Annotated in this window: 21 protein-coding genes; 7 read left to right on the plus strand and 14 right to left on the minus strand. The window is 70.0% G+C overall.

Annotated elements, in window-relative coordinates; all coding sequences use genetic code 11:
* Positions 1 to 6 precede the first annotated feature (6 nt).
* The 4 genes from O7632_RS08480 (at position 7) to O7632_RS08495 (ending at position 5,985) form a co-directional block, all read left to right on the plus strand.
* Positions 7 to 1,656, plus strand: a complete 1,650-nt coding sequence (locus O7632_RS08480; RefSeq protein WP_278112876.1) for an extracellular solute-binding protein — start codon at positions 7 to 9, stop codon at positions 1,654 to 1,656.
* Between the two features lie 84 nt (positions 1,657 to 1,740).
* Positions 1,741 to 3,270 (plus strand): xylan 1,4-beta-xylosidase, encoded by a 1,530-nt coding sequence (locus tag O7632_RS08485; RefSeq protein WP_278112878.1) that lies wholly within the window; start codon positions 1,741 to 1,743, stop codon positions 3,268 to 3,270.
* The gene (locus tag O7632_RS08490) at positions 3,263 to 3,952 is read left to right on the plus strand and encodes a YesL family protein (RefSeq protein ID WP_278112880.1); all 690 of its coding nucleotides are present in this window, start codon (positions 3,263 to 3,265) and stop codon (positions 3,950 to 3,952) included. Before O7632_RS08485 ends, O7632_RS08490 begins: the two co-directional genes overlap by 8 nt.
* On the plus strand, positions 3,949 to 5,985 hold the full coding sequence (locus O7632_RS08495) for a beta-galactosidase (protein ID WP_278112882.1): 2,037 nt from the start codon (positions 3,949 to 3,951) through the stop codon (positions 5,983 to 5,985). Before O7632_RS08490 ends, O7632_RS08495 begins: the two co-directional genes overlap by 4 nt.
* A 52-nt stretch (positions 5,986 to 6,037) precedes the next feature.
* Here O7632_RS08495 and O7632_RS08500 read toward each other — a convergent pair whose 3' ends face one another.
* Together O7632_RS08500 and O7632_RS08505 are read right to left on the minus strand one after the other, a co-directional pair.
* A complete protein-coding gene (locus O7632_RS08500; protein WP_278112884.1) occupies positions 6,038 to 6,610 on the minus strand; it encodes an RloB family protein in 573 nt (190 codons plus the stop codon).
* Positions 6,611 to 6,632: 22 nt separating this feature from the next.
* Positions 6,633 to 7,955 carry an ATP-binding protein gene (locus O7632_RS08505; protein ID WP_278112886.1) on the minus strand — a complete coding sequence of 441 codons (1,323 nt, stop codon included), beginning with the start codon at positions 7,953 to 7,955 and terminating at the stop codon, positions 6,633 to 6,635.
* A gap of 253 nt (positions 7,956 to 8,208) precedes the next feature.
* On the opposite strand from O7632_RS08505, the gene O7632_RS08510 reads away from it, so the two are divergent.
* On the plus strand, positions 8,209 to 9,921 hold the full coding sequence (locus O7632_RS08510) for an FAD-dependent oxidoreductase (RefSeq protein ID WP_278112888.1): 1,713 nt from the start codon (positions 8,209 to 8,211) through the stop codon (positions 9,919 to 9,921).
* 101 nt (positions 9,922 to 10,022) lie between these two features.
* Here O7632_RS08510 and katG read toward each other — a convergent pair whose 3' ends face one another.
* From katG to O7632_RS08565, 11 genes are all read right to left on the minus strand, one after another.
* A complete protein-coding gene (gene katG, locus O7632_RS08515; protein ID WP_278112890.1) occupies positions 10,023 to 12,299 on the minus strand; it encodes a catalase/peroxidase HPI in 2,277 nt (758 codons plus the stop codon).
* Positions 12,296 to 12,751 carry a Fur family transcriptional regulator gene (locus tag O7632_RS08520; RefSeq protein ID WP_278112892.1) on the minus strand — a complete coding sequence of 152 codons (456 nt, stop codon included), beginning with the start codon at positions 12,749 to 12,751 and terminating at the stop codon, positions 12,296 to 12,298. The genes katG and O7632_RS08520 overlap by 4 nt, the downstream gene beginning before the upstream one ends.
* An 85-nt stretch (positions 12,752 to 12,836) precedes the next feature.
* On the minus strand, positions 12,837 to 13,433 hold the full coding sequence (locus tag O7632_RS08525) for a dihydrofolate reductase family protein (protein ID WP_278112894.1): 597 nt from the start codon (positions 13,431 to 13,433) through the stop codon (positions 12,837 to 12,839).
* Between the two features lie 79 nt (positions 13,434 to 13,512).
* Positions 13,513 to 14,436, minus strand: coding sequence for an ADP-ribosylglycohydrolase family protein (locus tag O7632_RS08530; protein ID WP_278112896.1), 924 nt, complete (start codon positions 14,434 to 14,436; stop codon positions 13,513 to 13,515).
* A 1-nt stretch (position 14,437) separates the two neighbouring features.
* Positions 14,438 to 15,196, minus strand: a complete 759-nt coding sequence (locus O7632_RS08535) for a nucleotidyltransferase domain-containing protein (RefSeq protein ID WP_278112898.1) — start codon at positions 15,194 to 15,196, stop codon at positions 14,438 to 14,440.
* Entirely contained in the window at positions 15,193 to 15,867 is a 675-nt protein-coding gene (locus O7632_RS08540) for a nucleotidyltransferase domain-containing protein (RefSeq protein ID WP_278112900.1), read from the minus strand. The genes O7632_RS08535 and O7632_RS08540 overlap by 4 nt, the downstream gene beginning before the upstream one ends.
* A 17-nt stretch (positions 15,868 to 15,884) precedes the next feature.
* A complete protein-coding gene (locus O7632_RS08545) occupies positions 15,885 to 16,445 on the minus strand; it encodes a GNAT family N-acetyltransferase (protein ID WP_278112902.1) in 561 nt (186 codons plus the stop codon).
* A gap of 16 nt (positions 16,446 to 16,461) precedes the next feature.
* On the minus strand, positions 16,462 to 16,674 hold the full coding sequence (locus O7632_RS08550; protein WP_278112904.1) for a DNA-binding protein: 213 nt from the start codon (positions 16,672 to 16,674) through the stop codon (positions 16,462 to 16,464).
* A 421-nt stretch (positions 16,675 to 17,095) separates the two neighbouring features.
* The gene (locus O7632_RS08555) at positions 17,096 to 17,626 is read right to left on the minus strand and encodes an HAD domain-containing protein (protein WP_278112906.1); all 531 of its coding nucleotides are present in this window, start codon (positions 17,624 to 17,626) and stop codon (positions 17,096 to 17,098) included.
* Positions 17,627 to 17,655: 29 nt separating this feature from the next.
* Positions 17,656 to 17,853: a DUF397 domain-containing protein gene (locus O7632_RS08560; protein WP_278112908.1), complete on the minus strand. Its 198-nt coding sequence runs from the start codon at positions 17,851 to 17,853 to the stop codon at positions 17,656 to 17,658.
* 25 nt (positions 17,854 to 17,878) lie between these two features.
* Positions 17,879 to 18,733, minus strand: coding sequence for a helix-turn-helix transcriptional regulator (locus tag O7632_RS08565; protein ID WP_278112910.1), 855 nt, complete (start codon positions 18,731 to 18,733; stop codon positions 17,879 to 17,881).
* A 162-nt stretch (positions 18,734 to 18,895) separates the two neighbouring features.
* Here O7632_RS08565 and O7632_RS08570 point away from each other — a divergent pair, with 162 nt between their 5' ends.
* Together O7632_RS08570 and O7632_RS08575 are read left to right on the plus strand one after the other, a co-directional pair.
* A complete protein-coding gene (locus O7632_RS08570) occupies positions 18,896 to 19,510 on the plus strand; it encodes a hypothetical protein (protein ID WP_278112911.1) in 615 nt (204 codons plus the stop codon).
* Positions 19,511 to 19,720: 210 nt separating this feature from the next.
* Complete coding sequence (locus O7632_RS08575) at positions 19,721 to 20,284, plus strand: Uma2 family endonuclease (protein ID WP_278112913.1); 564 nt, start codon at positions 19,721 to 19,723, stop codon at positions 20,282 to 20,284.
* 78 nt (positions 20,285 to 20,362) lie between these two features.
* Here the strand turns inward: O7632_RS08575 and O7632_RS08580 are convergent, their stop codons facing one another.
* Positions 20,363 to 22,429, minus strand: a complete 2,067-nt coding sequence (locus O7632_RS08580) for an alpha-glucuronidase (RefSeq protein WP_278112915.1) — start codon at positions 22,427 to 22,429, stop codon at positions 20,363 to 20,365.
* Positions 22,430 to 22,473 lie beyond the last annotated feature (44 nt).

Here is a 22,473-nt window from a genome sequence, read left to right on the forward strand (position 1 = left end):
AGTTCGATGTTCACACGATCCCGGCACCGCTACGCGGCGGTCGCCGCCGGTCTGCTCGCCCTGTCCCTCAGCGTCGCCGCCTGCGGCAGCGGCGAGGAGACCGACGCCGAGGACCTGGACGGCAACAGGGTCGGCGCCATGGAGTCCTACGGCGTCGGCGACCAGTTCACGGCTACCGAGGCACTCAACTTCTCGATGCTCTACAACAACCATCCCAACTACCCGATCGACAAGGAATGGCTCTTCTGGGATGAGCTGACCGAGCGCACCAACGTGTCTCTCGAAACGGTCGAGGTGCCGTTGAGTGACTACGAGCAGAAGCGCGGTCTGCTGATCGGCGCTGGCGACGCGCCGTTCATCATTCCCAAGACCTACCCGGGCCAGGAGTCGGCGTACGTCTCCAGCGGCGCGATCCTGCCGGTCAGCGACTACGTCGACCTGATGCCGCACTTCCAGGACAAGGTCGCCAAGTGGAACCTGCAGGGTGACCTCGACTCGCTGCGCCAGCAGGACGGCAAGTACTACCTGCTGCCCGGCCTGCACGAGGACGTCTGGACCGACTACACCATCGCGGTGCGCACCGACATCCTCGCCGAACTCGGCCTGGAAGAGCCGACCACCTGGGACGAGTTCCGGGAGATGCTGCGGGCGATGAAGGCCGCCTACCCGGACGTCTACCCGATGTCGGACCGGTGGAGCATCCCCACCCCGCTCGGCGCCCTGCAGAACATCATCGGCCCGTCGTACGGCTACGACACCATGGGCGGCTGGGGCTACCAGAACGCCTCGTTCAACCGGGAAGCCCAGGAGTTCGTCTTCACCGGCACCATGCCGGAATACAAGGAGATGGTGGAGTTCCTGCACTCGCTGGTCGAGGAGGGCCTGTTCGACCCGGAGAGCGTGACCCAGGACGACGACACCGCGATCCAGAAGCTTGCCACCGGCAAGTCCTTCGTGATCAGCACCAACGCGCAGACCCTGGTCAACGACTACCGCCCGGCGTTGGCGCAGAACAACCCGAACGCCACCATCGCGAAGATCACCCGGCCGGACAGCCCGGTCGGCTCGGTCAAGGCCGGCTCCCGGCTGGAGAACGGCATCATGATCTCCAGCGAGGCCCGGGAGAGCGAGAACTTCGTCGCGATGATGCAGTTCATCGACTGGCTCTGGTACTCCGACGAGGGCCAGGAATTCGCCAAGTGGGGTGTCGAAGGTGTCACCCACACCAAGGACGCCGACGGCAAGTGGATCCTCGACGCCGACATCGACTTCATCGGGCTCAACCCCGACGGCAGCAAGCACCTGCAGAAGGACTTCGGCTTCAGCAACGGGGTGTTCGCCTACGGCGGCACCACCGAGCTGCTGCAGTCCACGTTCTCCGAGGAGGAACTGCGGTTCCAGGAGGCGATGGGGCAGAAGGAGACCCTGCCGGTGTCGCCACCGAGGCCGTTCACCGAGGAGGAGCGGGAACAGGCCACCCTGTGGGAGACCCCGCTGAAGGACTACGTCCAGCAGCAGACCCTGCAGTTCATCCTCGGCCAACGTGACCTGTCCGAATGGGACGCCTACGTCGCCGAGGTCGAGGGCAAGAACGCCCAGCAGTTCATCGACCTGGTCAACGGGGCGTACCAGCGGTACAAGGAAGAGCACGGCTGACCACACCCGGGGGTGCCGGTCGCGTCCGTGGCAGGGACGCGACCGGCGCGGCTCCCGCCCGTGCACCGTCGTTGAGGAGCAGGCATGGCCCGGATCGTCGTACCGCGGCAAGGCACCGGCACACTGCCGGACGCCTGGCGCGCCTGTGTCGGCACCGGCCGGCTCGACCTCGCCCTGCGCCGCGACTACCAGGAGTCCCTGGCGCTGATCCAACGCGAGATCGGCTTCCGCCACATCCGGGGACACGGGCTGCTCAGCGACGGCGTCGGCATTCACCGCCCGTACGAACACACCGGCCGGCGCGGCGTGCACCACTCGTTCACCTACGCCGACCAGATCGTCGACGCCTACCTCGAGCTCGGCATCGCCCCCTTCGTCGAACTCGGCTTCATGCCCGAAGCGCTGGCCTCCGGCGAGCAGACCGTCTTCTGGTGGCGCGGCAACGTCACCCCGCCCCGCTCCGACACCGAATGGGCCGATCTGGTCCGCGCCACCATCGGCAACCTGGTCGACCGGTACGGCCTGGAGCAGGTCCGCACCTGGCCGATCGAAGTGTGGAACGAACCCAACCTGGACATCTTCTGGCAAGGCGCCGACCAGGCCGCCTACCACCGGCTGTACGAGGTGACCGCGCACGCCGTCAAGGAGGTCGACGCCAGCCTGCAGGTCGGCGGGCCGGCGATCTCGCCCGGCGCCGACGAGTGGCTGGTGCCGTTCGCCGAGTACGTCACCGACCGCGACGTTCCGGTCGACTTCGTCAGCCGGCACGCGTACACCTCCGGGCCGGCCCAGCACGTGCCGTTCGGCACCCACCAGACCCTGATGCCCGCCGACCACCTGCTGGAGCAGTTCGCCAGCCCGCGCAAACACCTGGCCGGCACCGCCCTGGCCGACCTGCCGGTGCACATCACCGAGTTCAACTCCTCCTACCGGCCGGACAACCCGATCCACGACACCGCGTTCCACGCCGCGTACCTGGCCCCGGTGGTCGCGGCCGGCGGTGACCTGGTCGACTCGTTCTCCTACTGGACGTTCAGCGACGTCTTCGAAGAGGTCGGCATCCCGGCCGCGATCTTCCACGGCGGATTCGGCCTGCTCACCCACCGACAGATCAGAAAACCCACCTTCCACCTGTACGCGTTCATGGCCCGGATGGGCCGTCAGGTGCTCACCCGGGGCACCGACCACCTGGTCACCCGCGACGACGACACCGGCCGGGTCACCGTGCTGGCCTGGGCGCCGGTCGACGTCACCGACGCCACCGCGTCCCCGCAACGGCACACCGTCGCCCTGTCGGTCCCGGTGCGCGCCTCGTCCGGCTCGGCGTTCCTGCTGCGCTCGTCGGTCAGCGACGAAGCCGGCAACGCCTGGCGGGCCTGGGGCGAAATGGGCCGCCCCCGCTCGCCCCGACCAGCCCAGCTCGACGCGCTGCGTACCGCCGCCGAACCGGCCCGTAGCCACTGCGCGCTGCCGGTCGTCGACGGCCGGGCCGACGTCGACCTGACCCTGGCCCGACACGAGGTCACCCTGGTCGAGATCACCCCGGTGATCGACGAGACCCCGCCGTGGTGGGACGAGCGCCGGCTACTGGGCGGAACCGGCCGCCATGAATGACCCGGTCACCGCCCAGCGGCAGTTCGGCACCGGACCGCTGTCGCGGATCGCCGCGATCGTCTACCGGCTGATCGTCGTCGAACTGCTCCTGCTGGCGTGCGTCCTGCCCGGCCTGGTGCCGGCGGTCCTGCTGGACCGCGACCCCAGCAACATCCCGCTCTACGCCGCCTGCGCGATCCCGCTCGGCCCGGCGTTGTCCGCCGCCCTGTACGCCATCGCACAGCACCGCCCCGACCTCACCGACCTCAACCCGGCGGTCGACTTCTGGCGTGGCTACCGGGCCAACCTCGGCGGCATCCTGCGGATCTGGCTGCCGCTGCTGGTCGCGTCGACGATCGTCGCGGTCAACCTGGCCTGGTTCGACGCGGCCGGCGTACCGGCCTGGTGGGGGGCGCTGCTGGTGCTGGTCGCCGTCGCGGCCACGGCGTGGGGCGGTACGGCGCTGGTGATCACCTCGTTGTTCGCGTTCCGGGCCCGTGACGTGGCCCGGCTCGCCGCGTACTTCCTGACCCGTACGCCGGGCACCTCGCTCGGTGTGCTGGCGCTGGCGGTGGTGGCGGCCGGGATCACCGCGTACACCTCGGAGGCGGTCCTGGCGCTGGCCGGATCGGTGCTGGCGCTGCTGCTGCTGCGCACCGGCCGGCCGATGACCACGGCAATCGAGAAGGAGTTCACCCAGTGACGCTGCCGGCCGTCGCGAAGATCCCCTACGGCGGGGACTACAACCCCGAACAGTGGCCGGAGGAGGTCTGGAAGGACGACTACCGGCTGTTCGAGCTGGCCCGGATCGACACCGTGACGCTCGGGGTGTTCGTCTGGGCACAGACCCAACCATCACCGGACGTCTACGACTTCTCCACCTTGGACCGGGCGGTCGAGCGGGCGGTCGCCGAGGGACGGCAGATCTGCCTGGCCACCGGCACCGCCGCGCATCCCGCCTGGCTGGCCCGTGTCCACCCGGACGTGACCCGCGTCGACTTCGAGGGCCGTCGGCGCCGTTTCGGCCAACGTCACAACTCCTGCCCCAGCTCCCCGGCGTACCGCCGATTCTCCACGGAGCTGGCCCGCCGCGTCGCGCAACGCTACGCGGCGACCCCAGGTCTGGTCGCCTGGCACGTCAACAACGAGTACGGCGGTGCCTGCTACTGCGGGCTGTGCGCCGCCAACTTCCGGGTCTGGCTACGCCAGCGGTACGGCAGCCTGGATGCGCTCAACCAGGCCTGGTACACCACGTTCTGGTCGCACACCTTCACCGAGTGGGCGCAGATCGAGCCACCGTCGGCGTTGACCGAGCACTGGCGCGGACCGGACCACACCGCCTTCCAGGGCATCACGCTGGACTACCTGCGGTTCATGTCCGAGGCGATGCTGACCAACTTCGTCGACGAGAAGGCGGCGATCCGCGAGTTCAGCCGCGACGTCCCGGTCACCACCAACTTCATGGGCATGTACCGGCCGATCGACTACCACCGCTGGGCCGAGCATCTGGACTTCGCCTCGTGGGACAACTATCCGCCGGACGACCGGTCGGCGGCCCGGATGGCGTTCACCCACGACCTGATCCGAGGGCTGAAGGGCGGCCAGCCGTTCTGGCTGATGGAGCAGACTCCCAGCTACACCGCGAGCCGGGACGTCAATCCATTGAAACGACCTGGTCTGATGCGGCTGTGGAGCTGGCAGGCGGTCGCGCACGGGGCCGACGCGGTGCTGTTCTTCCAGATGCGTGCCGGCCGGGGAGCCTGCGAGAAGTACCACGGGGCGGTGATCGGGCACGCCGGCCGGTCCGACACCCGGGTGTTCCGCGAGGTCACCGAGCTGGGCGCGGAGCTGGACCGGCTCGGTGGGGCGACGCTCGGCGCGCGCACCCCGGCCCGGGTGGCGATCCTGTTCGACTGGGACAGCTGGTGGGCGTTGGAGATCTCCGACGGCCCGTCCCGACTGGTCCGCTACCAGCAGGTGGTGCTCGCCTACCACCGGGCACTGTGGGACGCCGGGGTGGACGTCGACGCGGTGCCGGTCACCGCCGACCTGTCCGGCTACGACGTGGTGGTCGCCCCCGCCCTGCACATGATCAAAGCTGACCTGGCGGCCCGCCTGGAGGAGGTGGCCCAGCGGGGTGGCACCGTGCTGGGGACGTACCTTTCCGGGCGGGTTGACCAGAACGACCAGGTGTTCCTGGCCGACGTGCCGGGCCCGCTGGCACCGCTGATGGGGATCCGGATCGACGAGTGGGATGCCCGGGGAGCAGACGTGGTCAACCCGGTGACCCTGGCGGCGGACGGCGCCCGGTCGCTCGTCTGCGCCGCCACGCTGCTGTTCGAGCTGGTCGTCCCGGCCGGTGCCGAGGTGGTGGGTCGCTACCAGGCCGACTTCTACGCCGGCACCCCGGCGGTCACCCGTCACCGGTTCGGCGCCGGTGAGGGCTGGTACGTCGCCACCGGGCTCGACCAGGCCGGGGTTTCCTGGGTGGTACGCCGGATTCTGGACCGGCACGGGCTGCTCGGCCCGTACGCCCACGTGCCGGATCTGGAGTCGGCGGTGCGGGTGGCCCCGGACGGGACCCGGCTGCGGTTCCTGCTCAACCACGGTGAGGAACCGGTCGAGTTGCCTGCCAGCGCCGCCGGGGTCGACCTGCTGACCGGGGTACGGGTAGCCGCCGGCGCGCCGCTGCGCCTGGACCGGTACGGCGTCCTCGTGCTGCGCGAGGAGAGCTGACCACCCCGCCGCTTCGTCCGTCGTGCCCGCGCGTAGCCCTGCGTCGATGTCGCTAACGGTCGTCTCGGAGGGCTTCGACGAGCCGCCAGAGAGCGGTCGCCGGGTTCGCTTTCGGTGGCTGATCCATGGCCTTGGCGCGCGCCGCCGCGTTCAGCACTCCGTCCCGGAAGTCGGAGAAGTCGAGCCGGGTCTTGTCCCAGCGGGGCAGTACAGCCCTCAGCCGAGCCTTGGCCTGGTTCGCGTTTGCCAGGTAGGTGGTGCAGGGCGCCTTGTGCATGATCAACCAGACCTCGAAACAGGGCGTGGACCAGAGCAGGGTGACGTCGCTGGCGTCCGCGTGGGTACTCGCCGGCCCAGTGTCGTAGTCGTCGACATCGCACACCGCCCACGCCTCGTCGTAGTCGTCCCGACTCCGCCGTGCCGCGGCACCCTTCACCACGTCGAGTGGGGAGCCGCGCTGCACGATAACGGTTACCCGTCCGGCATGTACCCACGGCTCCTGCTTGAGCGCGGTGAGATAGTCGCGCTCGGTCGACTCGCCGTTGGTGGCGATGAGGATGGACCTGGCTTGTTCCCGATAGCCGACCCGGCGCCGCAGGGTGGTCTCACGACCGGTTCCGGGCACGACCGGGGTCCGACGAGCTCGGTCAGTGTGTCGCTTGGGCATCGAGTTCCCCACGGCCGACCAGCGCCTGCTCGAACAGGTCGGTGGACAGGTCAGGCACCCCGCCGTAGTTGCCGTTCAGATATCGGCGTGGCCGATTCTCGCCGGCACGACGTGGCCTGAAGTCGGTAAGTGGATACAGGACCGACGCCCCGTCGTTGTTTTTCTCCGTGAACCAGATCTGGTCTCGGAGGAGGACCTCCTCGGAGTCGAACGTACCGAGCAGGGTGACGTCGTGACTGGTGAAGAGAAGTTGGCTTCGGCGAGGATTCGTCGTCGAGGACTGGAACAGCCCGATCAACTTCGCGGTCAACATCGGATGCAGGCTAGCGTCGATCTCGTCGACGGTCATCAACCCGCCGTCGCGTAGCGTGTCCATGGCCACGATCGAAAGATCAAGTAGCTGTTGGGTGCCGGTCGATTCGTCGGCGAGGTCCAGTATGGTCTCGCCGTTCGCGCCCCGATGGGTGAACTTCAGTCGCCGACCCTCGACCTCTCCGATCTGGCGTGATGCCGTCCGGTCGAGGGCATACGCTTCCTCATCGGCGATGGCGAGCACCTCTCGGTGGTACTGCTCCACCCGTACATCGAGAATGCCTAGGTCAGCGGCTTGCAGGAGGGCGACCAGATGGCGCTGCTCCGGTGTACCGTCCGGCCAGGCATGAGCCATGGCACCGAAGTACAGGACACTGGGGCGTCGACGGCTGCGGAGACCTCGGAACCAGAGGTACACCTGCTGCAGCGGGTCGCTCGTCGTGGCTGTCGGTGCTGGCGTCCGGTGGGTGAAGCGGGCAGCGGTAGACAGATACAACGCCGTCGGGGCGGTAATCTCGGCGATCTTCTCCAGATCGCCGTGTCGTCCGGACTGCTCACCCCAGGCGAACTGGTCACCGTCTCGTTCGAAAATCCGGCGCTTCTTCTTCAACGGGTAGTGGTACAACCACTCCTCCACCACCCGTTCGTTGTCGATGGTGCACCCATAGGTGTGCCGGATTCCGTTGAGTAGCAAATCGACCACGTAACGAGACGGGCTGGTGACGAACTCGGGCTCCAACCGGAATGGACGCCGGGGCAGCCCGAGGCCGGGCTCGACCCGACGATCCGAGTCGACCGCGAGATCCCGCAGAAACGACAGCGCGTCCAGCAGGTTGGACTTGCCGGAGGCGTTCGCCCCGAACACCCCCGCGACCGGCACCGCCTCGACGACCGACGGGTCCCCGGCGTCGGACCCGTAGACCGGCGTGAGGTTGAGCTGTTGCTCGTCGCGGAACGAGCGATGGTTCGCGAAACGGAAACTGAGCAACATGACGACGATCACCCCGGCCTCTGAGCTGCTTGGACCTCCATCTTGCGAGTAAACCACGCGGAAGCATCTGTGACGGCGTGCGCAGGGCCGAGACGCGCAGACCCGTGGGACGCGTGATGAGGCTTGGCGTACGCCGGACGGGTGATCTGGGCCCGAGGGACACGAGTGGCCCGTGACCAGTGGCAGGGTCGGTGCGGTAGCCGGGGCGGCAGAGGCCGCTGAACCGGACGGTGCCGGCGGGGGAGCGCGGACGATGGTGAGCAGGCGGACGGCGCTACGGGCCGGCGCGGTCGCGGGACTGGTCCCGGCGGTCGGACTGATCGGCCGGCCCGCTGTGGCCGTACCGACGCCGACCGACGAGCCGACCGGGACCCCGGCCGAGCAACCAACCCAGGTCAGGCCGCAGAATCCGGACATCGGGTCGGCGACGGGCCGCGACGACGGGCCATGGCGGGACCTGCCCGACGCGCGGTGGGCGGCGCTGGAGCGCCGGCTGTCGCCGCAGGCCACCCTCTACCGGCGGGGCGGGGCGAGCTACGAGGCGCTGAGCATTCCGTTCAACCACCGGTACGCCAACGTGCGCCCGGCGGCGATCCTGGCCGCCGGCACCTCGGACGACGTCGCGGTGGCCGTCGCTTGGGCCCGCGACGTCGGCATGCCGCTCGTACCTCGGTCGAGCGTGGGCCACAACTACGCCGGCTACTCCACCACCCCCGGTCTGCTGCTGGTGGCGAGCCGGCTGCGCGACGTCACCGTGACACCGAATCCGGCACCGGCACCCCCGCAGCGGTACGGCCCGATCGAGGTCACCCCGGACGCCGGACTGCTGACCGTGGCGGCCGGCGTCGTCAACGCCGACCTGCGTCCGTTGCTGTGGCAGCAGGGTGTCTTCGTGCCGGCCGGCCGCTGCCCGACCGTCGGGGTGGCCGGGCTGGTCCTCGGCGGCGGCATCGGGTTCAGCGACAAGATGTTCGGGCTGACCTGCGACCGGCTGGCGTCGACGGCCGTGGTGCTGGCCGACGCCACGACGACGACCTGTGACGAGAACACCGACCCGGACCTGTTCTGGGCCTGCCGGGGCGGGGCCGGCAACAACTTCGGCATCAACACCGACTTCACCTTCCGGTACGTACGGCTGCGGGGTGAGGTGGCGTACTTCCAGCTCCGCTGGGGCGCCGACAGCATGGTGGCGGCGTTGGCGGCGATGCAGGAGGTGGCCGCCGCGCAGCAGGCCGACCGGCGCTTCGACGCCCGGATCGGCGCGGGCACCACCCTCGCCGACGACGGTGCGCCACAGATGTACGCCGACGCGCTCGGCCAGTTCTACGGGTACGCCGACGAACTGGCCACGATCCTCGCCCCGGCGCTGGCGGTCGGCACCCCGGCCGAACGGCGGGCCAACCGGGACAGCATTCGCCAGGTCACCCCGGCCGAGGCGGCCATCCTGCTGTCGGCGACCACTCCGGCGCAGCAGTTCGCGGTCAAGTCGGCGGTGCTGCGCGCGCCGTTGGACGAGGACCGGCTGCGGGCTCTGGTGGCCGGGCTGCGGCAGTGGCCGGGCAGCCGCAACCCGGACGGCGCCGGGGTGACGCTGTTCTGCATGGGCGGGCGGATCAACGAGGTACCGCCGGGCGCCACCGCGTTCGTACACCGCGACGCCCTGTTCATTATGGCCGCCGAGGCCAGCTGGGCCGACGACGATCCGCCGGCGACCGAGGTGGCCAGCGTCGCCTGGTTGACCGCGCTGTACGACGAGCTACTGGCCGGGCAGCCCTCAGTCGGTGCGTACCAGAACTTTCCGGACCCGGACCTGGCCGACTGGCGGCGCGCCTACTACGGCGACAACTACCAGCGGCTGGTCGAGGTCAAACGCACGTACGACCCGACGGACTTCTTCACCTACCCGCAGGGCATCGGCTCGTGTGGGTCAATCGACGGCTACGCCAACCGCTGGTGTCCCCGGTGAACCGGGCCGCAACCGTCGTTGCCCCGTCGACCAGGTAACGGCTGTCGCCCCGCCGCCCGGCTAAGCCGGGCGGCGGGGCGACGACGGGTAGATGTGCGGGATCAGGCCAGGTCGAAGCGGTCCGCGTCCATGACCTTGACCCAGGCGGCGACGAAGTCGGTGACGAACTTCTCCCGGGCGTCGCTGCTGGCGTACACCTCGGACAGGGCCCGCAGCTGCGAGTTCGAGCCGAAGATCAGGTCGACCGCGGTCGCGGTCCACTTCACCTCGTCGGTGGCCAGGTCACGGATCTCGTACACGTGCTCGCCGGACTCCGCCACCTTCCACCGGGTGCCCGGGGAGAGCAGGTTGGTGAAGAAGTCGTTGGTGAGCACGCCGGGCCGGTCGGTGAGCACACCGTGCCGGGCACCGCCGACGTTCGCCCCGAGAGCGCGCAGACCGCCGACGAGCACGGTCATCTCCGGCGCGGACAGGCCGAGCATGTACGCCCGATCGATCAGCAGCACCTCCGGCTGGGTCTTCTCACCCGGACGCAGGTAGTTGCGGAACCCGTCGGCGCGCGGCTCCATCACCGCGAACGACTCGACATCGGTCTGTTCCTGGCTCGCGTCGGTGCGACCCGGGTGGAACGGCACGGTCACCTTGACCCCGGCGTCCTGCGCCGCCTTCTCCACGGCGGCGGACCCGGCCAGCACGATCAGGTCGGCGAGCGAGATCTTCGCCCCGCCGGCCGCGTTGAACTCCTGCTGGATGCCCTCCAGGGTGCTCAGCACCGTGGCCAGCTGCTCCGGCTGGTTGACCTCCCAGTTGCGCTGCGGCTCCAACCGGATACGGGCACCGTTGGCACCGCCGCGCTTGTCGGTGGAGCGGAAGCTCGCCGCCGACGCCCAAGCGGTGGCCACCAGCTGGTCGACGGTGAGACCGGAGTCGAGGACCTTCGCCTTGAGCGCGGCGACGTCGGCCTCGTCAACCAGCTCGTGGTCGACGGCCGGCACCGGGTCCTGCCACAGCTGGGCCTCGGGAACCCACGGCCCGAGGAACCGGGCGACCGGACCCATGTCGCGGTGCAGCAGCTTGTACCAGGCCTTGGCGAAGGCCAGCGCGAACTCGTCCGGGTTGGCCAGGAACCGGCGGGAGATCTGCTCGTACACCGGGTCGAAACGCAGCGACAGGTCGGTGGTGAGCATCGTCGGCTTGTGCTTCTTCGCCGGGTCGTGCGCGTCCGGGATGATCGCCTCGGCGTCCTTGGCCACCCACTGCTTGGCACCGGCCGGGCTGGTGGTCAGCTCCCACTCGTACCCGAACAGGATCTCGAAGAAGCGGTTGCTCCACTGCGTCGGCTTGTCGGTCCAGGTGACCTCCAGGCCGCTGGTGATCGCGTCGGCGCCCTTGCCGCTGCCGTACGTGCTCAGCCAGCCCAGGCCCTGCGCCTCCAGCGGCGCGCCCTCCGGCTCCGGGCCGACGTGCTGGTCGGCGTTGCCGGCACCATGGGTCTTGCCGAAGGTGTGGCCGCCGGCGATCAGCGCGACGGTCTCCTCGTCGTTCATCGCCATCCGGGCGAACGTCTCCCGGATGAAATGCGCCGCCGCGAGCGGGTCGGCGTTGCCGCGCGGCCCCTCCGGGTTGACGTAGATCAGACCCATCTCGGTGGCGCCGACGCCGGTCGACATCTCCTTCTCGGAGAGGTAGCGGGCGTCACCGAGCCAGGTGTCCTCCGGGCCCCAGAAGATCTCCTCCGGCTCCCACACGTCCTCGCGGCCGAAGCCGAAACCGAACGTCTTGAAGCCCATCGACTCCAGGGCCACGTTGCCGGCGAGCACCAGCAGGTCGGCCCAGGAGATCTTCTGGCCGTACTTGGCCTTGACCGGCCAGAGCAGCCGGCGGGCCTTGTCCAGGTTGGCGTTGTCCGGCCAGCTGTTGAGCGGGGCGAAACGCTGCCCGCCGTCACCGGCGCCGCCGCGGCCGTCCTCGATGCGGTAGGTGCCGGCGGCGTGCCAGCTGAGCCGGATCATCAGGCCGCCGTAGTGGCCGAAGTCGGCCGGCCACCAGTCCTGCGACGTGGTCAGCACCTCGACGATGTCCCGCTTGAGCGCCTCGACGTCGAGCTTGGCGAACTCGGCGGCGTAGCTGAAGTCCGGGCCGAGCGGGTTGCCCTTGGGCGAGTGGGCGTGCAGCACCGACAGGTCGAGCTGGTTGGGCCACCAGTCCCGGTTGGTCCGTGGCCGACCACCGGTCTTCGGCGTCGGCGAGTCGATCGCCGGGTTCTCGCTCTCGCTGCCGTGCGAGGTGACCGAGTCGTGGGCGACCGGGCAGCCGGCCGCCGACATCTTTTCCACACCCTGGGCGCTGGTGGGAGCGTTGTCCTGCATGTCGCTCATGTGTTCCCTTCCGGATTGGTCGATGACGAGGGAGCGTTTTCGGTCGCGCAACCGGGGCAGGTGCCCCAGTAGACGACCTCCGCCTCGTCGACCACGAAGCCGTGGTCGTGGGAGGCGGTGAGACAGGGGGCGGAGCCGACGGCGCAGTCGACGTCGACGATCGCACCGCAGGAGCGGCAGACGAGGTGGTGGTGGTTGTCCCCGACCCGCCGCTCGTAGCGGGCGGTCGCGCCAGCGGGCTGGATGCGCCGTACCAGACCGGCGTCGGTGAGGACCCGCAGCACATCGTAGACCGCTTGGTGCGACACGGTCGGGTGATTGGCGTGCACCAGGTCGATCACCGTGTCGGTGTCGACGTGCGGGTGGTCGTGCAGCGCGGCGAGGACCGCGAGCCTCGGTCGGGTCACCCGCAACGAGGCCGCCCTCAGCTGCGCCTCGAGGTCGGATGTCACCCGGCCACGATAGGCCGTTTTCTGGAATCATTCAAGTTTGTGTACGGAGTGCCGACGACCTGTCGTCCTCCGGTGAAACCGCAGGTCACGCCGGAGGGCGGGCACCTCGGACGGCGTATCGGTGCAGAGTGACGCCCCCGTCGTAGGACTGGTGCTCAAGCAGGTCGAGGTCGACGGGGGCATCATGGTCGTCGAACAGTGGCCGGCCGGTGCCGAGAACCACCGGGTGGACGAAGAGCATCAGCTCGTCGAGCAGGCCGGCCCGCAACAACTGGGAGGCGACGGTGGCACCACCGACGCCGATGTCACCATCGGCCCGCGCCCGCAGCTCGGCGAGCGCCGCCACGGCGTCACCGTCGCGGCCCATGACGCGGGTGTCGTACCCGGCGTCGACGCGGGTACGCGACACCAGCACCTTCGGGGTCGACGTCCAGATCCCGCCGTACTCGCGCAAGAAGTCCGGCAGCGACGCGTCGTCGCGCGCGTCCGGCCAGAACGCCTCCATGATCTCGTATACCTTCCGCCCCTGCACCATCTGGGACAACGCCCGCGCCCGCGCGTTGAACTCCCGGTGCAGCGACTCCCCGATACGCATCCAGTCGCCGCCGCCGTTCTCACCTGGTGCACTCTCGATCATCATGTCCACGGAGACGTTCATCCAGTAGACGAAGCGACCCGGCATGTGTCCTCCCTGGTGATCGCAGCACTCGACTGCCCGCGCAGACGCTAACGTGCCGACGCCGCTGCCGGGTGCGCCAGGCTCATCGACCACGCGACCAGGCAGCGGACTTATCGGCGTACGTGGTCGGGAGTGGCTCGCGGCGGGCCAGCCACTGCGCCGGGATCCCGCCCGGTCCGGAGCCGGTGTACGCGGCCACGACGCCACCGGCGATCGCCGCGGTCGTGTCGACGTCACCGCCGGCCTCGACACAGGCGTGGATCGCCGCCGGGTAGTCGTCGAGCCGGGTCGCGGCGACCCACAGCGCGAACGGAACGGTGTCGAAGGCCAGCACCTGCGACCCGTTGCCCAACTCGTACGCCGCCTCGGCGACGCTGACCCCCAACAACCGTCTGGCCAGGACGATCCCTGCGTGCAACCGGCCGTCGACCAGGTGGGCCAGCACCACGTCGAGCAGTTCGGCCGGTTCGGGCCGGGACCGGGTCAGCCGGGACCAGCCGGCTTCCGCCGCCGCGACGGCGACCGCCACCGCGCCCAGGATCGCTTCGGGGTGGGCGTGGGTGACCTCCGCCGACCGCCAGGCCTGCAGGGCGGCCGTACGGTTGTTACCGGCGTGGAATGCGCCGAGCGGGGCGACCCGCATCGCCGCGCCGTTGCCCATCGACCCCTGGCCGTCGAACGCCGCGCCGGCCGCGTCCCGCCAGGCGACGCCCTGGCGGACCTGGCGCAGCAGGACCACCGCGCCGGCACCATAGCCACGGTACGGCTCGAAGTGCTCGGCGAATCGGGCCGCCAGGCGGTCCTGGTCGATGCCGCCGTGCCCCCGCAGCTCGGCGACGATCGAGCAAGCCATCTCGGTGTCGTCGGTCCACGGCCACGGCCCGGCCGGTGGGTCCCCGTCGAGCAACGCGGCAAGGCCGCTGCCGGGGACGAAGAACTGGGCGCCGAGGGCATCACCGACGGAAAGCCCGTCCAGACTGTCGGAGCAGAGATCAAGCGACGTCATGTCACTGTGGAACAGAGCCCAGTCGGGTGCGGACCACCAGGTCGTGCAGGGCGTCCACCGTTGACTGGTCGGCGCGGTCCGGCAGCTCGGACGCGTCTCGGGCCGACTCCAGCTCGGCGCGCAGCCGGGGCAGGTCCCGAGCAAGGTGCCGCGCGGCGTCCGCCGGCAGCGGTGCACGCTCGGCCGCCCGCTTGGCGGCGATCAGGTCCGGCACGTACGCCAGATGACCACCGAGCACGCCGAGGTCGGTCTCCAATCGGCCGGTGCGCATCAGTTCGATGCCGGTGAGCAGCACCCGCAGCGTGTACAGCGCTGGTTTGAGCAGTCCCGTCTTGGCGTACAGCTTCTCCTGTGTCGCGGCGAAGCCCAGGTAGTGGTGCGCGTGGTGCCGGGTGATCAACCGCCGGGCCAGGTCGGCCAGCTCGGTGTGCACCGGCGTGGTCACCACCACCAGCGGCGACAGCACCTGCTCCAGCACGTACCCGTTGCGGCTGTTCAGCAGCTTGGCGAACTTGAGCAGATCGTGACTCACCACGTCCAGCTCGACCCCGTCGCGTACCCCGTGATGTTGCAACGTCTGCGGTCCGACGCGGAGGCCGACCACCTCGGCCGGCGCGAGCAGATGCGCGGCGCGCAGGTCGAGGTCGGAGTCGACGGAGGCGAACCCGTACAGGTGCGCACCGCTGACGGTGGCGAACAGCAACGGGCGGGGCAGCGCGTGGGCGACCTCGGCCGCCCACGGCGGCACGTCGAGAGTCACCCCAGGTTCCTTTCCCGTACGGCGATGAGCAGCCGGTCGACGGCGGCCCGATCGGGTTGCTCCGGCAGTACGGTGCCCGCCGCCGCGTCCTCGAGCTCGACCAGCAGGTCCGCCGCCCAGCGGGTGACCGCCGCCCACGGCAGCTCGCCGCGCCGGACCGCCAGCAGCCGGTCCCGCAACGGTCCCACGTCGACCAGGACCTGCCCTGTACGCAGCACATGCGCACCGGCGGTCAGCAGCCGGATCATGTGCATCGCCTGCTTGTGGTTGGTCTCGCCGGTGCGTTCGCGGCGGGCCGCCACCCGGTCGAGCTGGTCGCGGGCGTACCCGCCGTACGTCTGGGCCAGTCGCGTCGACAGGAACGCCTGCCGGGCGGCCAGCAACTGTTCGCCGTCCTCGCGCAGCGTCTCGATCAGCGGGGACCAGAGCACCTCCAGGACGGTCGGATTGCCCTGCAGTGCCAGGGTGCAGAAGCGTTCGAACTCCCAGGAGAACTGCTCCGGTGCCGGCCCGTCGAGATGGGTGGGTGGCTTGTCCAGCGGCCAGAACGCCCTGGTCGGGGCCACGTACACGCCGCGCCGGTCGTAGTCGGAGTCCGGCCCGTGCAACCCGTACGCCCGGGATCCGACGACGACGGCGAGTACGGTGTGCCGCTCGACAAGCTCGCTCACGCCGGGCACGTTACCGCTCACCGGCGCAGCTGGAAGTAGAGATAACGGGTGGCGGCCGGGCCGGGGCGGCTGTGGCCGTCGGCCTGCCAGCCCCGAGCGGTGTAGAAGCGTTGGGCCCGAGCGTTACGCTCCCACATCTCCAGCACCCCGCCGGTCCGACCGGTCCGGTGCAGGTACGCGATGAATACGTCGTGCAGCAGCCCGCCGATCCCCCGACCCCAGCAGTCGGGGAGTACGTGGATCTGGTGCAGTTGGCCGACGTGAGGCGCGTCGACGTGACCGGCGGCGGCGGGTCCCACCGCCGCGCAGCCGACGACCTGGCCATCGAGGACAGCGGCGACGGTGAACAGTTCCGGCGAGGTGACCGCGTTCGCCCAGGCGGCACGGCGTTCGGCGTACGCCTCGGGGGACGACAGCGACGGGTCGGCCGGGTCGAGCTCACCTGCCGCCGTGTAGTAGGCGGTGCGGGCAAGCGTGTGCACCTCGGTCAGCTGATCGACATCGGCGAGCGTCGCTTCGCGTACGTGGGCCGGTGTGGGCTGGCCGTGCGGGAGACGGACACCATCGGGCGAGGTCATCCGGTGTCCCCTCTGGTCAGCCGGCGAAGGTGAGCCCGCGTTCGGCCAGTGCGGTGGCCAGGATGCCGACGGCCTTCGGGCCGACGCCGTGCATGGCCAGCAGGTCCTCACGACGGTACGTGGCGACCTGGGCGAGGGTGGTGACGCCGGCTGCGAGCAGGGCACTGTTGGCGGGCCGCCCGATCGGCGGCAGGTCACCGACCTGGGCGGGCAGACGGCGAGTGCTCATCCGGCCACGGTACCCCGGCCGGCGTCACAGCTGGAGCGCTGCATCGATGTGAGGCTCAGATACCCTACGAGGCGGTCGTAGGGTATCTGAGCCTCACATCGGCGTGCCATTGCCGCCGTCGACTGCGAGCCACTGGCGGAGGGTGGAGAAGTCGGCGTCGGACGACGTCGACGAGGCCTACCGGGAGCGGCAGGCCCACGGGGTCACCTTTCTCCAGACCCCCCGCCGGTGGGCCCGTTCGTCGGCGTGGTCCTCGACGACACCTGCGGCAACCTCGTCCAGATGGTCAGCCCGGCGTGAGCCCTCACCTCGACTCGGCACTCGCGGGATCAGGCAGGGTGGCTACCGGCCGCTTCTCACCATGATGAGCTGATGTCCTGCCGGGCGACACGCCGACAATCCACCGGCAGGACATCAACTGTCATGGCGCTGGGGAAGAGGCGGCTTCGCCGCTGCCGGCTGCTAGCCACTGGCCGACGGCGGAGAAGTCAGCGTCGGTGAGGCCGAGATGTGGGTCGACGCGGTGCAGCAGGGCCTCGCCTGGGTGGTGCGCGGACATCCAGTGCCGGTCCATTTCGGTGATCTCGTCGTCGAGCCAGACGAAGGTGCGCCCGGCCGCCCAGCTGGTGAGGAACGCCGTCTTCCAGTGCACGCCGCGCGGCGGCTCGTCGTCCGAGTCCGGCCATGGGACGACCGGCAGCTCCGGCAAGCCGAGCAGCGGCGCGACGACCTCGTTCGCCTCGGCCATCCACGTAGTTGCCCAGACCAGTTGACAATCGAGCGCCAGCAGCCGGCGGCCGTCGTTCGGATCGAGCCGTTCCAGCAGCGGATTGCCGATGGCGTCACGATGGGCTGCAGCGTAGGGCGAAGGTGCGCGGCCTGTGGCACGGGCGGCGAAGGGAATCAGTACGCCGTCGACGTCGAGGAAGACGTAGGGGCGGTTGGAGTGCACGGGCGTCGTCGGACGGCTGACCGGTCGCGTCAGCGGCTGGACACCGTGGTGAGGAACGCCGTCCAGGCGCCGGTGGGGAAGAGCAGTGCCGGGCCGTGCGGGTCCTTCGAGTCGCGTACGCCGATCGTGCCGCCGGCCAGCGTGGCCACCTCGACGCAGTTCGAGCCGCTGGCGCTGCTGCGGCTGCTCTTGCGCCAGTGAGCGTGGGACAGTTCTGGTGCGGTCATCCCGCGTCTCCTCTGGCCGGTCGGGTCAGTCGGGAAGCTCCTCTGCCGCCCGAGCCAGGAACTTGCCGGACTCGTCCGGGTCCATGGCCTTGGCGCGGAGGTGGTCGAACATGAGTTTATATCGCGCCACGTGGGCATCCTCCTCCAGCAACAGGGTGTTCGCATCGTTCTCGATGTAGACGATGGATGGGTCGAGGATCGGGTCGGCGTAGCCGAGGATGGTGAACGGGCCGGCCATCGCGGCGTGCGCGCCTGCCCCGAACGGCACGATCTGCAGCTCGATCGACGGCTGGGCGCAGGCATCGATGAGCCGGGTGAGCTGGGTGCGCATCACCTTCGGGCCACCGACGACCCGGCGGATCGCCGCCTCGTCGAGGACGATCCAGAGTCTCGGCGGCACATCCCGCGACAGCAGCGACTTGCGGGCGAGCCGGGCGGCGACCCGCCGGTCGATCTCGTCCGCGTCGGCGGTGCTGCGGCCGGCGTGGATGATGGCGCGGGCGTACTCCTCGGTCTGCAACAGTCCCGGCACGTACAGGCACTCGAAGCTGCTGATCGCGGTGGCCTCCGCCTCGAAGCCGACGTAGTCGTCGGGCAGCACGTCGCCGTACGCGCTCCACCAGCCCTTCTGCCTGGCCTGCTTGGCGAGCGCGGTCAACGACTCACGGTCCTCGTCGGACGCCTCGTAAAGGCCCAGCATTTGCTCGGTGTCCTTGAGCGTTATCCGTGAGTGGCCGTGTTCGAGCCGGATGACCTTGGTGCGGTGCCAGCCCAAGCGGCGGGCAACCTCCTCGGCCGTCAGACCGGCCGCGTCGCGGAGCCGACGTAGCTCCCGGCGTAACCGGCGAGCGCGGATCGTCGGGCTCGGAACCTGTGCCACGAGAACACCTCCGGGTGCATCCGGGTCTGGCAGCGGCGACGTGAGTCGGATCGAAGTATGTACCAACACTCCGTCAAACAGAAGTTGATTGCGACGTTGTATTTTGAGTGCATGGATGCATGCTGAGGGCAGAGATGACGTCGCCACTGCCTGGAGGTGTCCGTGACCGACAACCGTTCAGCACGCTGGACCGACCCGAGCCTCGATCCGACGCAGCGAAACCGGGACCTGTTCGCCGTACTCGATCGGGCTGACCTGTCCGAACCGGCACGGGCCGCCGTCGCGCACGCCCTCGGCCCCGAGGTCGGCCCGGTCGGGCACGCCGAAGCGCTGGTCAACCGCTACCTCAACGAGCGTGAGCGCCGCCGGCCGGTGGCACAGGCCAACGGCAGCGCCGACGGTCCGGGCGGGATCGGCAACCTGCCGGACTGGCTGCGGTACGACCGGCGCGGCCGGTACACGCTGCACCTGACGTTCGCCGCCGTCGACGTCGACACCGCGCGGGAGCAGGCCGTCGCGTACGCCGAAGGGCTGACCATCCTGTGCCCGGAGCTGGGCGAGCACGCCCCGTTGCTGTCGCGGGCGGAGGCGTGGAACGTCAACGAGCCGTTGTTCTGCGGGGTACGTGGCCCGGACGGTGAGGTATGTGCGGAGGTCCGCCACCACGCCGGGTTCCACCGAGCGGCCGGGTTCGGCGGGCTCTGCTGGGGCGACGGCGACACCGATGGCGGCGGCACCGGCACCGGCACCGGCGACGCTGACGGCACACTGCCGTGACCGGCGCACCCGCCACGCCGCCGTACCCGAGGGTCGTGCCGTGTCAGCACTGCGGCCGACCGGTGCTGCGCGACAACGACGGCAGGTGGATTCACGCCGACCTGGCGTACCTCTGCCGTGACCGTTGGGGCGGGATCACTGCCACCACCGCCGCCCCGGAGGGGCAGATGGCAGACTGGTGGAGGCATCAGTCTGGAGGTGAGTCTGCCGGTGAGCGTGGCCGTCCTTGATCACGTGGGGCCGTGGAGCGAGGAGGAGTACCTCGCCCTCGGTGAGACTCCCAACCGTATCGAGCTGATCGACGGAGGTCTGTGGGTGAGTCCGGCCCCGAGCAAGCCGCATCAGCAACTGTCGTTCCTGCTGATGTCGGCGCTGTATCCGGCTGCCCGAGCGGTCGGCCTAGCCGCGTACGAGGCGATCAACGTCCGGTTGCGCCCCGACCGGATCGTCATCCCGGACCTCGTCGTGGCCGACACCAGCCGGGACGGATCGGTGACCGACGCGGCTGAGGTGGTGCTGATCTGCGAGATCACCTCGCCGAGCAACGCCGCCACCGACCGGCTGCTCAAGATGCAGTTCTACGCCGCCGCGCGGATCGGGTGGTACCTGCTGGTGGAGCCGGAGCTGCCTGCCTTCTCCGCCGTCACCCTGCGGCTGTTCCGCCTCGATGGTGAGCACTACGTCGAGCACACGACCGCGACGAAAGGCGAGGTGCTGACCGCCGAGCGGCCGTTCCCGTTCCGGATCGACTCCGGCGCGCTGCTCGACGGGTGACCGGGCTCGGCGGGTGACCGGGCACGGCGGGTGACCGGGCACGGCGGGTGACCGGGCACGGCGGGGTGACGACGCCGGTCAGTGGATGTGGCGGCCGTGCGCGTCCGGGACGCCGGACTTGCGGAAAAAGTACGTGTTGATCTGGTCGCGCCATTCCCGCGCGGAGCGGACCTGCTCGTCGAGGCGCTCGGCGACCCGGGCGTACAGGGCCGGATCGAGGCCGACGTCGGCGAGGCTCTGCCACCGCTCCCGCATCGCCACCGCCTCGTCGGCCCCGGCGAAGTGGGTGTCGTAGATGTGCTGGATCACCGTCGACCCGCTGTGCAGCACGTGGCCGTACGGCACGTGGTGGAAGAAGAGCAGCAGCTCGTCGGGGCAGTCGGCGAGTGACTCGTACACGTCCGACCAGGGCTTCGGATATTGCCCGGCGTAGCCGGTGCCGGTGGCCCGGGTCCGGTCGACGCCGACGCCGTCGCGGTCGGCGAAGTGGTAGGTGCCCCACTGGCTGTACTCGTAGCCGTCGACCGACGGGCCGTAGTGGCCGGCGGGGTTGACCATGAAGCCGACGCCGAGCGGCGCGGTGTACCGCTCGTAGGTGTGCCACGAGTCGTCCATGATCGCGTGCAGCGTCTGCCGCAGCCGGGCGGGCTCGTCGACAGTTCCAGTCGGGAAGGTCAGGTCGATCCACTCGTCGAGCAGCGCGGTCGGGTCGGCGGTCGGGTCCCAGCCGAGTCGGCCGAACGCATACAGGTTGGCCTGGGCGAGCGGATGCCCGCACCAGTACGGGTCGTTGCCGACGTTCGACACGGCGGCCAGGGTGCCGCCCCGGGCGGCGATCGCGGCGACCGACGCACCCCGGTCACGGTCGGTGTCGCCGTCGGCTTCCAGACTGTCACCGTCGAACCGGAAGCCGAGCACCTCACTCCACAACGGTGCCAGATAGCAGACGTGCCGCTGGTGACCGGTGTACTCCTGGGTGACCTGCAACTCGACGGCCAGCCGGGTGGCCGGCATCGCGCCGATCACCGGGGACACCGGCTCCCGGGGCTGGAAGTCGACCGGCCCGTACTTGACCTGCACGATCGCGTTGTCGCGGAACTGGCCGTCGAGCGGGGCGAAATGGTCGTACGCGGCCCGCGCCCGGTCGGTGGAGCGGTCCCGCCAGTCCCGCCGGTGGTTGTAGACGAACGCCCGCCAGTGCACCACCCCGCCGTACGGGGCGAGGGCGTCGGCGAGCAGGTTGGCACCGTCGGCGTGGCTGCGTTCGTACGCGAACGGGCCGGGCTGGCCCTCCGAGTCGGCTTTCACGACGTAGCCGCCGAAGTCCGGCACCGCCCGGTGGACCTGGGCGGTGGCGGCCGCCCACCAGTCGCGGACCGCCGGATCGAGGGGATCGGCGGTGTCCAGCCCGCCGAGCACCATCGGCGCGGCGAACGTCACCGACAGGTGCGTCCGGATGCCGTACGGGCGGAAGATGTCGGCGAACGTGGCGACGTCGGCGAGCCGGTCGGTGAGCAGCCGTGCCTCGGTAGGCCCGACGTTGACGTTGTTGACGGTGAGCGCGTTGACGCCGCTGGCGGCGAGCAGTCGGGCGTACGCCCGGACCCGGTCGAGGTCGTCGGTGATCGCGCCGTCGCGCCAGAAGATCGACCCGCCGGAGTAGCCGCGCTCGACCTGCCCCATCACCGGGTGCACGTCGACGTTGTCCCAGTGGTCGAGCATCCGTCGCCGGATCGCCGGCCGGTGTGCCCGCGTCGGGATGTCGTCGGCGAACGCCGACTCACCGAGCCGGACCACGTGGAACAGCCCGTACAGCAGCCCGGCGGGGGAGTCGGCGCTGACCGTGGTGAGGCCGCCGGCCCGGCCGAGGGTGTAACCCTCGTCGCCGAGGTCGCCACCGGTGCCTCTGCCCGCGCTGCCGGTCAGCGCGAGCAGCAGATCGGCGTCACCGTCGACCGACAGCCGGGTCACCGACCCGCCGAACCGGGCGCAGGCCGCTCGTACCTCGGCGTGCACGGTGTCGACGAGTGGCCCGTCGCCGGAGACCAGGGTGCGCCGGGATCCGATCGCCCGGAACCCTTCCGCCGGCAACCAGGCCGGATGGACATCGATCGTACGGCGGCTGGCCGGTGCTGCAGGCGTCACGACAGATCCTCCCCAGGCTAGGGACATTCTTCCGGATCAGTATG

The sequence above is a fragment of the Solwaraspora sp. WMMD406 genome (assembly GCF_029626025.1).
In the GTDB taxonomy this organism is placed as follows: Bacteria; Actinomycetota; Actinomycetes; order Mycobacteriales; family Micromonosporaceae; genus Micromonospora_E.